This window comes from Vibrio sp. VGrn 2 (assembly GCF_009361695.1).
Taxonomy (GTDB): Bacteria; Pseudomonadota; Gammaproteobacteria; order Enterobacterales; family Vibrionaceae; genus Vibrio; species Vibrio diabolicus.
Genome location: NZ_RBWD01000001.1, coordinates 591,080 through 604,757 on the forward strand (window position 1 = coordinate 591,080; position 13,678 = coordinate 604,757).

General features: G+C 45.5%; 11 protein-coding genes. 7 read left to right on the plus strand and 4 right to left on the minus strand.

From position 1 onward, the window contains the following. Positions 1-100: 100 nt before the first annotated feature. Positions 101-2,245 (minus strand): phosphate acetyltransferase, encoded by a 2,145-nt coding sequence (gene pta / locus D8S93_RS02870; RefSeq protein WP_152811879.1) that lies wholly within the window; start codon positions 2,243-2,245, stop codon positions 101-103. 136 nt (positions 2,246-2,381) lie between these two features. After that, positions 2,382-3,578: an acetate kinase gene (locus tag D8S93_RS02875; protein WP_005396635.1), complete on the minus strand. Its 1,197-nt coding sequence runs from the start codon at positions 3,576-3,578 to the stop codon at positions 2,382-2,384. A 346-nt stretch (positions 3,579-3,924) separates the two neighbouring features. Here D8S93_RS02875 and yfbV point away from each other — a divergent pair, with 346 nt between their 5' ends. The 6 genes from yfbV to D8S93_RS02905 all read left to right on the plus strand — a co-directional run bounded on the left by yfbV (position 3,925) and on the right by D8S93_RS02905 (position 11,195). Then, positions 3,925-4,377: a terminus macrodomain insulation protein YfbV gene (gene yfbV, locus D8S93_RS02880; RefSeq protein WP_005380809.1), complete on the plus strand. Its 453-nt coding sequence runs from the start codon at positions 3,925-3,927 to the stop codon at positions 4,375-4,377. Positions 4,378-4,706: 329 nt separating this feature from the next. Next, positions 4,707-5,672, plus strand: coding sequence for an ABC transporter substrate-binding protein (locus D8S93_RS02885; RefSeq protein WP_047010059.1), 966 nt, complete (start codon positions 4,707-4,709; stop codon positions 5,670-5,672). Between the two features lie 176 nt (positions 5,673-5,848). Then, positions 5,849-6,784, plus strand: a complete 936-nt coding sequence (locus tag D8S93_RS02890) for an ABC transporter permease (RefSeq protein ID WP_054574798.1) — start codon at positions 5,849-5,851, stop codon at positions 6,782-6,784. Beyond that, positions 6,781-7,575 (plus strand): ABC transporter ATP-binding protein, encoded by a 795-nt coding sequence (locus D8S93_RS02895; protein WP_114323289.1) that lies wholly within the window; start codon positions 6,781-6,783, stop codon positions 7,573-7,575. Before D8S93_RS02890 ends, D8S93_RS02895 begins: the two co-directional genes overlap by 4 nt. Positions 7,576-7,716: 141 nt before the next feature. Then, positions 7,717-9,543: a maltodextrin glucosidase gene (gene malZ, locus D8S93_RS02900; RefSeq protein ID WP_152811881.1), complete on the plus strand. Its 1,827-nt coding sequence runs from the start codon at positions 7,717-7,719 to the stop codon at positions 9,541-9,543. A gap of 176 nt (positions 9,544-9,719) precedes the next feature. Further along, entirely contained in the window at positions 9,720-11,195 is a 1,476-nt protein-coding gene (locus D8S93_RS02905; RefSeq protein ID WP_152811883.1) for a sensor domain-containing diguanylate cyclase, read from the plus strand. A gap of 35 nt (positions 11,196-11,230) precedes the next feature. Here the strand turns inward: D8S93_RS02905 and dusC are convergent, their stop codons facing one another. Further along, positions 11,231-12,190, minus strand: a complete 960-nt coding sequence (gene dusC / locus D8S93_RS02910) for a tRNA dihydrouridine(16) synthase DusC (RefSeq protein ID WP_104974980.1) — start codon at positions 12,188-12,190, stop codon at positions 11,231-11,233. 170 nt (positions 12,191-12,360) lie between these two features. On the opposite strand from dusC, the gene D8S93_RS02915 reads away from it, so the two are divergent. Then, positions 12,361-12,978, plus strand: coding sequence for a YecA family protein (locus D8S93_RS02915; protein ID WP_048625767.1), 618 nt, complete (start codon positions 12,361-12,363; stop codon positions 12,976-12,978). 91 nt (positions 12,979-13,069) lie between these two features. On the opposite strand, the gene dsbB is transcribed toward D8S93_RS02915, so the two are convergent. Continuing rightward, positions 13,070-13,606: a disulfide bond formation protein DsbB gene (gene dsbB / locus D8S93_RS02920; RefSeq protein ID WP_005396949.1), complete on the minus strand. Its 537-nt coding sequence runs from the start codon at positions 13,604-13,606 to the stop codon at positions 13,070-13,072. Positions 13,607-13,678: the final 72 nt, after the last annotated feature.

Below are 13,678 nucleotides of genomic sequence, written 5' to 3' on the forward strand. Positions count from 1 at the left end.
TGCTATTGCTCATAGCCTCTTTGCTGTGTGGCCAACAATAGAAAAAGCCCCCGACGAATCGAGGGCTTTGGATAGTTGTCCAACTAGATGTCAGAAGCGATTATTTAGCTTCTTGGTCTGCTTGGATTGCTGTTAGAGCGATTGTGTACACGATATCGTCTACTAGCGCGCCACGAGACAAGTCGTTTACAGGCTTGCGCATACCTTGCAGCATTGGACCGATAGAAACTAGGTCAGCTGAACGTTGTACCGCTTTGTAAGTCGTGTTACCCGTGTTTAGGTCTGGGAATACGAATACTGTCGCTTTACCTGCTACTGGAGAGTTAGGCGCTTTAGACGCTGCCACGTTTTCCATGATAGCTGCGTCGTACTGTAGAGGACCGTCGATCACTAGATCAGGACGCTTCTCTTTCGCGATGCGAGTTGCTTCACGTACTTTATCAACGTCTGCACCCTTACCAGATTCACCAGTAGAGTAAGAGATCATAGCAACGCGAGGGTCGATACCGAATGCTGCTGCAGAGTCAGCAGATTGGATAGCGATTTCAGCAAGCTGTTCAGCGGTTGGATCTGGGTTGATCGCACAGTCACCGTAAACCAGTACTTGATCAGGCAGAAGCATGAAGAATACTGAAGATACGATAGACGCATTTGGTGCAGTCTTGATGATTTGGAACGGAGGAACGATAGTGTTCGCCGTAGTATGAACAGCACCAGAAACTAGTCCGTCAACTTCGTCGTTCTCAAGCATCATTGTGCCTAGGAATACTGAATCTTGTAGCTTCTCACGAGCCACAACTTCAGTCATGCCTTTCGCACCGCGCAGCTCAACTAGACGAGCAACGTAGTTTTCACGAACAGCATCGGCATCGATGATGGTTACGCCAGTACCTAGCTCAACGCCTTGTTGAGCTGCTACGCGACGGATTTCCTCTGGGTTACCTAGAAGCACACAGTCTGCAATGCCGCGTTCAGCACAGATTGCTGCCGCTTTAACAGTACGTGGTTCGTCACCTTCTGGAAGAACGATACGCTTGCCTGCTTTACGAGCAAGTTCAGTTAGCTGGTAACGGAACGCTGGTGGGCTTAGACGGCGAGACTTCTGAGTGCCTTCAGTCATTGACTCGATCCAGTTACCGTCGATGTGACCAGCAACGTGCTCGTTGATGAACTCGATACGCTCTTTATCGTCTGCAGGTACTTCGATGCTGAAGCTCTGTAGGTTTAGAGATGTCTGCCAAGTGTTACCTTGTGCTTTGAAGATAGGCAGACCAGTGTCGAACGCTGGCTTACATAGACCTTCGATTTCGCGAGGGATGTCGTAACCGCCAGTTAGCAGTACAGCACCAATATCCACACCGTTCATTGCAGCAAGAGAAGCAGCAACGATAACATCAGGACGGTCTGCAGAAGTAACAAGTAGAGAGCCAGGTTTGAAATGCTCAATCATGTTTGGCAGAGAACGTGCACAGAAAGTGATGCTCTTGATGCGACGAGTGTTGATGTCACCTTCGTTGATGATATCTGCTTTCAGGTGCTTAGCCATGTCGATTGCACGAGTCGCAATCAGATCAATGCTCCATGGCACGCAACCTAGTACACGAATTGGAGAAGTGTTGAAGATTTCCATCACTTTCAATTCGTTTTGTTTTGCGCTATCTGCATCGTCAAAGATTTCAGATAGGTCAGGGCGAGTACGGCCAGCTTCGTCAACAGGAGCGTTTAACTTGTTGATGATAACGCCAGAGATGTTTTTGTTCTTAGTGCCGCCGAAGTTAGAACATGCTACTTCGATACGCTCTTTCAGTTGCGCTGGGTTATCAGTACCTGGAGTCGCAACTAGCACGATTTCTGCACCAAGTGTTGCCGCGATTTCCGCGTTTACTTGGTTTGCAAATGGGTGCTTACGAGTAGGTACAAGACCTTCGATTAGCGTAACGTCTGCGTCTTTGTTGATTTGGTTGTAACGTTCAACAACGGTTTCTAGCAGCTCGTCCATGTTGTCGTTACCGATTAGGCTTTCAGCAACAGACATTGCCATTGGTTCACCGATCTTCATATCGCTGTTGTGGCCAACGATAGTTGAAGTCAGATCTGGTTGATCACCACCTGAACGTGGCTGACAGATTGGCTTGTAGAAAGAAACTTTAACGCCTTTACGCTCCATAGCGCGAAGAACACCCATGCTAACGCTTGTTAGGCCAACGCCTGCGCTAGTAGGGATAAGCATAATAGTACGAGACATTCGTAGAGTACCTTTAGCTATTTGGGGGATAAAAGCTCAACTCTTATTCCATGAAGCTCGAAGAATAGGAGTTGAGCCTCTAAGAAATTCGTTTGAATGAAAATCTGGCTAGCCGAGTGGCTAGCCAGTAATTCAATTAAAGACCTGTCAGGCGTGCAGTGTCTTCAGCGATGACTAGCTCTTCGTTAGTAGAGATAACCATTGCAGGGATACGGCTGTTTTCAGTCGTGATAACGCCTTCGCCGCCGAAGCGAGCTTTAAGGTTAGCTTCGCTATCTACTTCGATACCGAAGATGCCAAGACGGTTTAGAACCATTTCACGGATAGGGCCAGAGTTCTCGCCGATACCGCCAGTGAAAGTGATTGCGTCTAGACGGCCGTCCATTGAAGCAGTGTAGCCAGCTACGTACTTAGCTAGACGGTGGCAGAACACGTCCATTGCGCGTGTTGCTTCTTCTTTCTCACCGTAGTTGTCTTCAACGAAACGACAATCAGAAGTCACTTCAGTTAGACCTTGAAGACCAGACTCTTTAGTTAGCATCGTGTTGATTTGATCAACAGAGTAACCTAGAGCGTCGTGCAGGTGGAAGATGATCGCAGGGTCGATGTCGCCACAGCGAGTACCCATTACTAGACCTTCAAGTGGAGTAAGACCCATAGAAGTGTCTACAGATTGACCGTTCTTGATTGCACATACAGACGCGCCGTTACCTAGGTGACAGTTGATGATGTTTACTTCTTCAACTGGTTTGTTTAGTAGGCCAGCAACTTCACGAGTGATGAACAAGTGAGAAGTACCGTGCATACCGTAACGACGGATACCGTGTTCTTTGTATAGATTGTATGGAAGAGCGTATAGGTAAGACTCTTCAGGCATAGTTTGGTGGAACGCAGTGTCAAATACAGCAACGTTTTTCAGCTCTGGGAAGTTTTTCTTAGCCGCTTCGATACCGATGATGTGAGCAGGGTTATGAAGAGGTGCAAATGTTGCAGCGTCTTGAATACCTTTTAGAACTTCATCAGTGATTAGTGCAGATTGAGTGAACTGCTCGCCGCCGTGAACGATACGGTGACCGATTGCGCCTAGGTTAGCTTTAAGCTCTGGCTTAGAAGCAAGAATAGTTTCTACCATAAACGCTAGTGCTTCTTCGTGAGCTGCACCATTGCCTAGTTGAGCTTCGTGCTTGCCATCAAGTTTCCACTTGATGCGAGCTTCAGGAAGGTGAAGACACTCAGCAAGACCTGATAAGTGCTCGTCGCCGTTCTCGGCATCAACAACGGCAAATTTAAGAGAAGAACTACCGCAGTTTAAAACTAAAACTAGCTTAGACATGTATGACTACCTGTTATTCGTCTGATAAAAAATCAGTTAAAGAATGAAAAATTAATCACAAGAATAGCCGATACCCAGAAGGCTGCGTACTAATCCTGGTCAAAAATTGTTCTAATTCCATATAAAGAAATAGTGATGAACCCATCCATCACTATGATGCGATCCGTGCAGATAGATATCTCGGAGTTGCTTAAATTGTAAATAACAGCAACAATGAGATTGAGGGTCTGCAAAGGATAGCGATAATAAGCAATGATAACAAAAAAAATTTGAAAGAATATTAACTTTCATCAATTTTTTGTACCTTCAGTTGAAATGTTCAACTATTTTTTAGTGAGAGAGCGGTATGAGTAATAAAGTCGGATTGATCCATAGCCTGAAAGATGGCCAGAATTACATGGAGATCTGGCCGGTTCGTAAAGAGCTAAGCGCCATATTTCCGGAACAGCGTATCATTAAGGCGACTCGCTTTGGCATTAAAGTCATGCCAGCCGTCGCTGCGATCAGCGTACTCACTCAAATGGCATTCAACAATTACCACGCGTTACCTCAGTCTATTGTTGTCGCCTTGTTTGCGATTAGCTTGCCACTCCAAGGGATTTGGTGGCTTGGTGCTCGATCCAACACGAAACTGCCGCCTTCTCTGGCATCTTGGTATCGGGAGCTGCATCAAAAAATTGTGGAAACAGGTTTTGCACTAGAGCCTGTTAAAGCTCGCCCTCGTTATAAAGAGCTTGCGATAATACTGAACCGAGCGTTTCGCCAGCTCGATAAATCGTCACTAGAGCGTTGGTTCTAATTTAAATTGTTTGAAATGGAGTGTGCACTAGCCGCTCCATTTTTGATCCTGCCTCTATTACCTACTTTGACGGTCGTTGATGAAGCGAGTGAAGCTTTGTTTACCAAAGATTCTTTCCGGATGAAGAAGCCCCCCGATCACAAATGTTGCTTTAGTGTTAAATCTTTCTTTTCTTTACTAAGACTTAGTAGTAATAATAAAAACAAGATGCGCAAGAAGTGCACAGTTATACGAACACAACATTACCCCCTTCAAACATTTGAATTCACGAGTCGATATTCATGTTGAATGCTCGCGAAACAAGGACGAAGTCACATCAAGGAGTTATGATGAAAACGAAACGTTTATTAGCCACTGCCGTTCTATCTGCTACTGCTATTTTCTCTTCTGCCAATGTACTGGCCGCCACTGCAACCGTTGCAGTTTCACAAATTGTCGAACACCCCGCGTTAGACGCGACGCGTCAAGGATTGCTTGATGGTTTAAAAGCGAAAGGCTACGAAGAAGGCAAAAATCTAGAATTTGATTATAAGACCGCACAGGGTAACCCTGCGATTGCAGTGCAAATTGCCCGTCAGTATGTCGGCGAAAATCCTGATGTGTTAGTGGGTATCGCGACGCCTTCGGCACAAGCCTTGGTATCGGCAACGCGCTCTATTCCTGTTGTCTTTACTGCGGTAACAGATCCGGTCGGTGCGAAATTGGTTAAGTCGATGGAACAACCAGGCAAAAACGTAACTGGCCTGTCTGATCTTTCACCCGTTGCTCAGCATGTCGACCTCATCCAAGAAATTCTCCCTCAGGTGAAAAGCATCGGGGTTGTATTTAATCCCGGTGAAGCTAATGCCGTGACTTTGGTTGAACTGCTAAAAGAAAGCGCAGAAGCAAAAGGCATACAAGTGGTTGAAGCGACCGCACTAAAAAGTGCTGATGTTCAGTCTGCGACTCAAGCGATTGCAGCGAAATCAGACATTCTTTACGCCCCAACAGACAATACAGTTGCAAGTGCGATTGAAGGGATGATTGTGGCAGCGAATCAAGCGAAAAAACCTGTATTTGGTGGTGCGACGTCATATGTCGAAAAAGGTGCGATCGCCGGTCTAGGTTTTGACTACTACCAGGTTGGTGTACAAACCGCGGATTACGTGGCGGCGATTCTTGATGGTCAAGAACCAGGCAAGTTGGATGTAAAAGTCGCGACGGGCTCTGACCTCGTAATTAATGAAAGCGCAGCATCTAAGCTCGGTATCAAGCTGCCAAGTTCTGTGGTTGAACGTGCGACAAGCATGCAATAAGTAACGCTCTTTTGGGGTTAAGATCGTAACGTCTGTTGATAGAGGCTTGCCCCAAAATTGATACTCGCCGGACTTCTCGTGTAGAGCATTCTGCTAGAGAAGAATGGGAGTATACGTTAGAAGTCTTAAGTTCCAGGTTGGTATTAGCCAGCCTGAACATGCAGAAAGGAGCAGTTATGTCTGCATTTGCTTTTTTTGGCGCACTCGAAATTGGCTTGATTTATGGCCTAGTTGCCTTGGGTGTGTATCTTACGTTTCGTGTTCTCGATTTCCCCGATTTGAGTGTGGATGGCAGCTTTCCAATGGGCGCGGCGGTGGCTGCAACGGCGATTGTCGCAGGTATTAATCCTTGGCTTGCGACAATAATGGCGATGATAGCCGGTAGTATGACGGGTTGGGTAACCGCTTTTCTGGCTGTTCGATGTGGTATTTTGCACCTGTTAGCTTCCATTCTTACCATGATCGCGGCATTTTCAATCAATATTCGTATTATGGGCAAACCTAATATGGCGTTGCTTGGAGAGGATACGATTCTCACGCCGTTTGAAGCCTTGGGCGATCCGATGTTCATTCGTCCTCTGGTTGTTGGGGTCTTAGTTCTTTTGTCCGCTTTCTTTGTCATTCGCCTGCTGAACAGCGACTTTGGTCTTGGTTTACGAGCCACGGGCGTGAATGCGCGTATGGTTTCTGCGCAAGGGGCGAGCACTGGCTTTTATACCTACTTTGGCTTGGCTTTATCCAACGGGTTTGTCGGATTCGCAGGCGCGTTGTTTGCACAAACGAACAGCTTTGCGGATGTGACCTCTGGTGTGGGCACCATTGTGGTTGGTTTGGCTGCTGTGATTTTGGGCCAGACCCTTATTCCCGGGCGAAAAATTTGGGTTGCGGTATTTGCTGTCATCATCGGTTCGGTGCTTTATCGTCTTGCTGTAGCTTTCGCTTTGAGCTCTGGCATGTTTGGTTTGCAAGCATCAGACCTCAACCTTGTCACCGCAGTATTGGTGGCTGTCGCGCTTATTGCTCCAAAATTAAAACAGAGCATGAGAGCGAAACAACGCGTTACCGATGCTAAACAAGCGGCATCAAAAAATGGTTCGGGGGAGGCGTTATGATTGAACTTAATAACATTCAGGTCACGTTCAACCCAGGGACAATTTTAGAAAATCGTGCATTGAAAGGCGTCTCTTTAGAGGTTCCAGAGCATCAATTTCTTACCGTGATTGGTTCTAATGGCGCAGGAAAATCGACGTTGCTTGGTGCGGTGACAGGTGAGACACCGATGATAGGTGGTCAGGTGATCATTGATGGCAAAGACGTCACCAAGCAGACGGTTGCCCAGCGTGCGACGCAATGCGCACGAGTGTTTCAAGATCCATTGGCCGGAACTTGTGGAGAGCTAACGATAGAAGAGAACATGGCTTTAGCGTACATGCGTGGTAAAAAACGCAGCTGGGGGTTGGCGCTCTCTACTAAACGTCGCAAGCTGTTCCAAGAGCGAATTAGCATCCTAGGGCTTGGTTTAGAAGACCGCTTGGGCGATAGCATTGGGTTGCTGTCCGGTGGACAACGACAAGCCGTTAGCCTTGTGATGGCGACGTTATCGGAGAGTAAGTTGTTACTGCTTGATGAACACACGGCTGCGCTTGATCCTCGTATGGCGGCGTTTGTTATCGACTTAACTAAACGTATTGTCGATGAGTTCGATTTAACCGTGATGATGGTGACGCATTCGATGAAAGACGCATTAGCATGTGGCGATAGGACCGTAATGCTTCACCAAGGTGAAATTGTGCTTGATGTGGCTGGAGAGCAGCGCGCTAACATGCAAGTACCAGACTTGTTGGATATGTTCTCCAAAGTGCGTGGTGAAGAGCTGGCAGATGACAGTCTCTTGTTGAACTAAGCGGTATCCGACAAGTCACTACGCCTACTAAGTGTGATCCTCCTTGGGAAAATTGGCTTATATGCCAACTCGCAAGGAGGATTTCTTGTCTCTAATTCTTCAATAACATAGTGGCATATCCGATGACGAGGAGTGCCCATAATGAACCTGCCATTTATTTTTCATAGTCAAACTATTGATGGTTTAGCTTTTAATCAAGAGCAAGTCACAGTCAGACTGAAAACCGAGACATTGGATTTTGATTCCGTATATGTGCGTCTTGAGCCGGACAATGAAGAATGTCTGGTCGACATGACTCAAGTAGGAACTGCTGGGGAATTGTTACTATGGGAAGCATCGTTCCGCCCAAATCGAGATCGAGATGTCACACATTATGTGTTTAAGCTTCTCAAAGATGGACAACAATACTGGCTCGATGCACGAGGCGTACAAAAGCGTATTCCACCCAAAGAGTTCCACTTTAAGTTGAATGTAAACCATCAACCACCAAGCTGGGTCCAGGAGCAAGTGTTCTATCAAATCTTTCCTGACCGTTTTTCTGCTAGTAAAAGTGAATCTGACATTCGTAAAGCTTATGCTCAGCATGATTCAGAAGCGATCATTAAATCGTGGGGAGAATCGGTAGGCTCTCACCAAAATACCGGGGCACGTGAATTCTTTGGCGGCGACCTCAAAGGTGTGGAACAAAAGTTGGACTATCTTGAACAGCTCGGCGTTACTGCGCTTTATTTTAATCCGATCTTTTCTTCACCAAGTAATCATAAATACGACACCACCGATTATTTCACTGTTGACCTTATGTTCGGCACCAATGATCAGTTTGCTGAACTGTGTGAGAAAATCCGTGGTAAGAATATGAAGATTGTCTTAGACGCGGTGTTTAACCACACGTCAGTGCATCATCCTTGGTTTGATATCCAACAAAAAGGAGAAGGGGCGTATGGCAATCCGCAGTCAAAGTTCCGCGATTACTACTTTTTTGAAGGCGAAACCAATCACTATATTGGTTGGAAGGGCATTGGTAACTTACCGGTTCTGAACTTCGAAAATGAACAAGTGCGTGACTATATCTATCAAAGCGAAGCATCTGTCATTAAGCACTGGCTTAAGCCACCATACTCAGTCGATGGTTGGCGATTTGATGTTATTCATATGCTTGGCGAAGGAGAGGGAGCGAAAAACAATGCTCATTATGTTGAAGCGTTTCGCCATGCGACGAAGTCAGTCAATCCGAATGCCTATGTGCTAGGTGAGCACTTTTTTGAAGCAACACAGTGGCTGCAAGGTGACCAAGAAGATGGGGCGATGAACTACTACGGTTTTGCTCATCCAGTTCGAGCTTTTATCGCGCAGCAAGATATTATGTATGAACCAATCAACATTGATGGTTTGGAGTTTAAAGCATGGTTGGACGAAGCCAGAGCAAAAATTCCATTTTCGAATCAGCTATCGCAGCTAAATCAACTCGATAGTCATGATACTGCTCGTTTTATCACACTGGTTGATGGTGATAAGCGTAAAATGAACATCGCACTTGCTCTGCTCATGACATACGTCGGTACACCTTGTATTTACTATGGGAGTGAAGTCGGACTAGAGGGAGGGCTGGACCCGGATAATCGTCGCTGTTTCCCTTGGAATGAAATCGAAAACTCAGCATGGCTGTCGATTTACAAGCAATGGATTTCGATACGCAAACAGTACAAGTCTTTACAGTCTGGTAGTATTCAATGGCTGCATTGCGATACCAATGTGCTGGCTTATGCGCGCGTACTTGGAAGTGAAGCGATCGTTGTTGTGATGAATCTAAGTGGCGATGAGTGTTCAATTGACTTGCCTCTGTGGCAACTTGGTTTGGAGGCTACCCATCTTTCGTCACTTCTGGATGGACACGAACTTATTGATTATAAGGGTCATCTTTCTGTCAATATACCTGCACAGAGCTTCAAATTGTGGCAACTGAAGTGACACTACATTCTATATTGATTAAACTTCTTTAATATATAAACAGTCTCCTACAATGCGTACACATTTGTTGGTTATCTGATTATCTGGCGATGCGCGCTACGCATTGCCAGTTGATAAGACAGCGTAATCCCATTGTTTGATAAGAGACGATCTACCTTTCACATACATGGTACTCAATGGTTAACCAAAGGCGATTTAGTCTCTCATTTGTCATCTTTTTTCCCCTCGCATTATTTGTAGTGGTTTTGCTTGTTACGACAAAAAACTACTACGATGCGGTCAATCGCTATATTGATTCTGAGTATGCACGTATTGATCGTGCCATGTCCCGTGGTATTAAAGTCCTCACCGCCTTAGATTATAGTTTTACTAACTATACGAATTACGCTAACCCATTGTCTGAAGAGCACAATTCTTTAGTCAAAAAGGGGCTTTGTTATATTTGGCCGATAGACGTCTTGTTGCTAGAGAGTGTCTACAGTGAGGGGTTACCTGCGGTTGATCTTGATTACATGATTGTGGGCGATGAAAGCTTATGTCAGCAAGGTTCAACGATTAACCGATTAGCTGAACAAAAGGCGGGTTTTGCACCGTCATTGTCTTTTCTGCACGATATTGAATCCCATATCGTTGGTATTCATTACATCGATAAGCGTGGTTACGTCATTTCGTCTCCTGACACGTACGCGAAAAACTTCACTAGAGAGCTTTGGTCAACGCTAAAAGCGCGCCCATTTTGGCAAAAAACCGCACAAGATAAAGTGAACATCACATTGGCCGGACCTGGGCCGATGTTGGATTCGATGGAAGGTCAAATCATTAGTATGACGGTGCCTGTTTACGAAAAAGGGAGGCATCAAGGTGTGCTGTCCATTGATTTTGATGTCAATGCGTTGATGGCTTCGTCGCTAGGTCTTGTTGGTAAGTTTCATTTGGTTTCCAATTTACAATCCATTCCTTCAAACAGTACACGAATCAAACCAGTCGAGTTAGAGCGATTGAGTGCGAATCACAGCATGTATTACGAGTACAACCTTTGGGATGAAGCTAAGAACCTAGCGGTGTTCGAAAAATACAGCCTTATTGTTGCGATCTCTATTTACGTTTTGAGCACAGTCGTATTGTTCTATGTGAATATGCATAGTGAGCGACGTTATTTTAAAGATCTCGCCGCCAGAGATCCGATGACGAGCTTGTTGAACCGTCGAGGAATGCAAACCGTGTGGCGCAATAAGATGACGAAAAAACAGGTTGCATTAGCAGTGTTCGATATTGATAACTTCAAGAAGATCAATGATACCTATGGTCATGATGTCGGCGATTCTGCGATTCAGCTAGTTGCAAAATGTATACGTGAAAATATTCGCCACACAGATGTCGCCTCAAGATTTGGTGGCGAAGAGTTTGTGTTGGCGATTTACGACGAAGACTCGGAAGGCATTAAGCTAATTTTAGAGCGGGTAAAAAAAGCCATAGACGAACGCTCGACACGCGTGACTAAAGAAGGCTTTACGATCTCTGGCGGTGTGGTGTTCAGTAAAGAGAACCGAGTGGAAAGCTTTGATGAGTTATTTAAAGCGGCGGATGAAAAGTTATATCAAGCCAAGAGTACAGGCAAAAATAAGATTTGCTACGAAGATCTAAGCGCTTAAAGGGCGAGCAGTTCGCCCTTTGCAATGCTCAGATTTTATGCAACCTGAGAATTTAACTCATCACGATAACGTTGAATATGCTCAACAATCGGCGCGGCTTTGTTAAACGTTCGGATTTCTCTGAATAGATCTTTTGCTTCAGGATAGGCCTGACGTAAGTAAGAGAACCATTGTTTTACGCGGTTTGGATAGTACAAGCCTTTGTCGCCTTTCATCTCAAACTTGGAGTAGTAGATCAGTAGCTCAACCACCTCGGGCCATGACATTGGCTGGTGGTTGTGTTTTACCATGTTGCCCAAGTTAGGGATATTGAAAGCGCCGCGGCACACCATCAAAGAGTCAACGCCAGTCGTTTCAATGCAACGTTGACCGTCTTGGTAATTCCAGATTTCGCCATTCGCAATAAGCGGAATATCAAAACGTTCGCGAATTTGGTTGATGTAATCCCATTTTATCTCAGACGCTTTGTAACCACCCTGCTTAGTCCGAGCGTGAACGGTGAGTTCATTTGCACCAGCAGATTGAATGGCATCAACAATTTCAAAGCAATCTTCAGGGTTTTCCCAGCCAAGACGAATTTTTGCGGTTACAGGAATAGCCTCTGGAACGGCTTCTCGACAAGCTTTAACCACACGGTGAATTAGCTCAGGGTGCTGAAGTAGAGCAGCACCGCCCTTACTTTTATTGACCATTTTGGCTGGGCAACCAAAATTTATATCGATGCCTCTAGCGCCAAGGCTTGCCGCTTTAATTGCGTTCTCAGCCATCCAGTTTGGTTCTTGTCCTAACAATTGCACATGTACTGGCACACCTGATGCGGTTTGAGAACCTTGCAACAGCTCCGGGCATAAACGGTGAAATACATGATCGGGCAATAACTGGTCGATGACTCGAACAAATTCCGTAACACATAGGTCATAGTCGTTTATCTCGGTCAGGATTTGGCGCATCAAATGGTCTAAAACGCCTTCCATTGGGCCTAGTACAACTCGCATAGTTTGCCTAATACAGTTTGGTGATAAAAAGGAGGGCGATTGTAGCGATGTCAGCTAAGTTTGTCATTAAAAGACTCAAAGCACTCAATACAGTCAAACTCGCAACTCCCGGTTACGTGCTTTTATGCTCTGAGGTATAATGCCGCCAAATTTATGGGAAACCAGATGTCATGCAATACACATTGATTGAGAAAGGCGAAATTCACATCGATGAATCTTGCCTATTTATCGAAGGCGCAGTGCTCGCTGCTAATCTGACGACAAAACCACTCGCTCCTGAAAAGTGGTTAGAGCCGCTATTAGGTGAAGGATTCAAAGCGATTCAACCGGCAGTAGAAGAGCAAATTCACAAGCAGCACAACCGAATTCAACGAAACGAATATTCCGTGCTAGAGCTAACAGGCAAAGAACCTGAACAACTTGCTGATTTTGCCGAAGGCTTTATGTCTGTTTGGCCAATGATTGAAGAACAATGGCAAGACGTTGAGCTCAATGATGGATTGCAGCGTATGCTACAAGCATTACTGACCACTTTGATGCTGGCTATCGATGAGTCGGCAACGCAGCAACAGATGCGCGACGCCGGTATTGAAACGCCTCCAGCTCTTGCAGACTTGATCGACCAGCTTGATTTGATGGTCGGTGAAGTGGCGTTAGGTGCGGATGAGTTGATGGTAGGCAATAAGGCTCAAAGCCTAAACCCATTCAAAGGTATCGGGCGCAATGATCCTTGTCCTTGTGAGAGCGGCAAAAAGTTCAAGCAGTGTTGTGGTCAATCACGTGGTTGAGTTAACGTGGTTAAGTTAAATAGCCGCGATGTTTACTCAGTAAAAAGCCGACCATCTGGTCGGCTTTTTTCGTTATCATTTCTCTGAAGGATTAACGAATCGGATTAGTGCGTCTTGCTGGGAAGAATTGTGCGATCACAATTAATGCTAAAGCAATTAAATTGCCAGCGAAAATAACTACTAACCATTGTGGCATTGATAAATCGAGGAATTGCCAAACAATCTTCGAGCAATCGCCGTATGCTTCGAACATCCAAGGAACCCACTGATTAAGCGGAGCCCAACTAGGGAATGTTACGAATAAATCACAAGTCGCGAATGGTGATGGGTTAAACTGATAATCAACGTGCTGCTGAGCAAGCAACAGTCCTTTGTAAGAGCTTAATCCCCAGCCAATCAAACCTAGCCAACGGAAAACTGGGTTATTTGGTGCCATAAGACCAACGATTGCAGCGACACCCACTCCCATCATCGCGACTCGTTCGTAGATACACATGACACATGGTGCAAGCATCATGACGTGCTGAAAATAGAGGGCACATGCTTCAAAGAAAACGACGAATAGCAGAAGCAGCAGCCACGATAAGCGTCCCTTCGAAAACTGGTTAAGTGAATTTAAAATAGTCACGTTTTTGTTCCTGTCTGAAATAGAAAAAGCTCTGAATACTCAGAGCTTTTTAACGTGGATAAGTTTCCTAAT

Bases quoted from the DNA above. Each gene is read 5' to 3' on its own strand.
- pta (WP_152811879.1), bottom strand. From the start codon at position 2,245: ATGTCTCGTACTATTATGCTTATCCCTACTAGCGCAGGCGTTGGCCTA.
- D8S93_RS02875 (WP_005396635.1), bottom strand. From the start codon at position 3,578: ATGTCTAAGCTAGTTTTAGTTTTAAACTGCGGTAGTTCTTCTCTTAAA.
- yfbV (WP_005380809.1), top strand. From the start codon at position 3,925: ATGAGTAATAAAGTCGGATTGATCCATAGCCTGAAAGATGGCCAGAAT.
- D8S93_RS02885 (WP_047010059.1), top strand. From the start codon at position 4,707: ATGAAAACGAAACGTTTATTAGCCACTGCCGTTCTATCTGCTACTGCT.
- D8S93_RS02890 (WP_054574798.1), top strand. From the start codon at position 5,849: ATGTCTGCATTTGCTTTTTTTGGCGCACTCGAAATTGGCTTGATTTAT.
- D8S93_RS02895 (WP_114323289.1), top strand. From the start codon at position 6,781: ATGATTGAACTTAATAACATTCAGGTCACGTTCAACCCAGGGACAATT.
- malZ (WP_152811881.1), top strand. From the start codon at position 7,717: ATGAACCTGCCATTTATTTTTCATAGTCAAACTATTGATGGTTTAGCT.
- D8S93_RS02905 (WP_152811883.1), top strand. From the start codon at position 9,720: ATGGTTAACCAAAGGCGATTTAGTCTCTCATTTGTCATCTTTTTTCCC.
- dusC (WP_104974980.1), bottom strand. From the start codon at position 12,190: ATGCGAGTTGTACTAGGCCCAATGGAAGGCGTTTTAGACCATTTGATG.
- D8S93_RS02915 (WP_048625767.1), top strand. From the start codon at position 12,361: ATGCAATACACATTGATTGAGAAAGGCGAAATTCACATCGATGAATCT.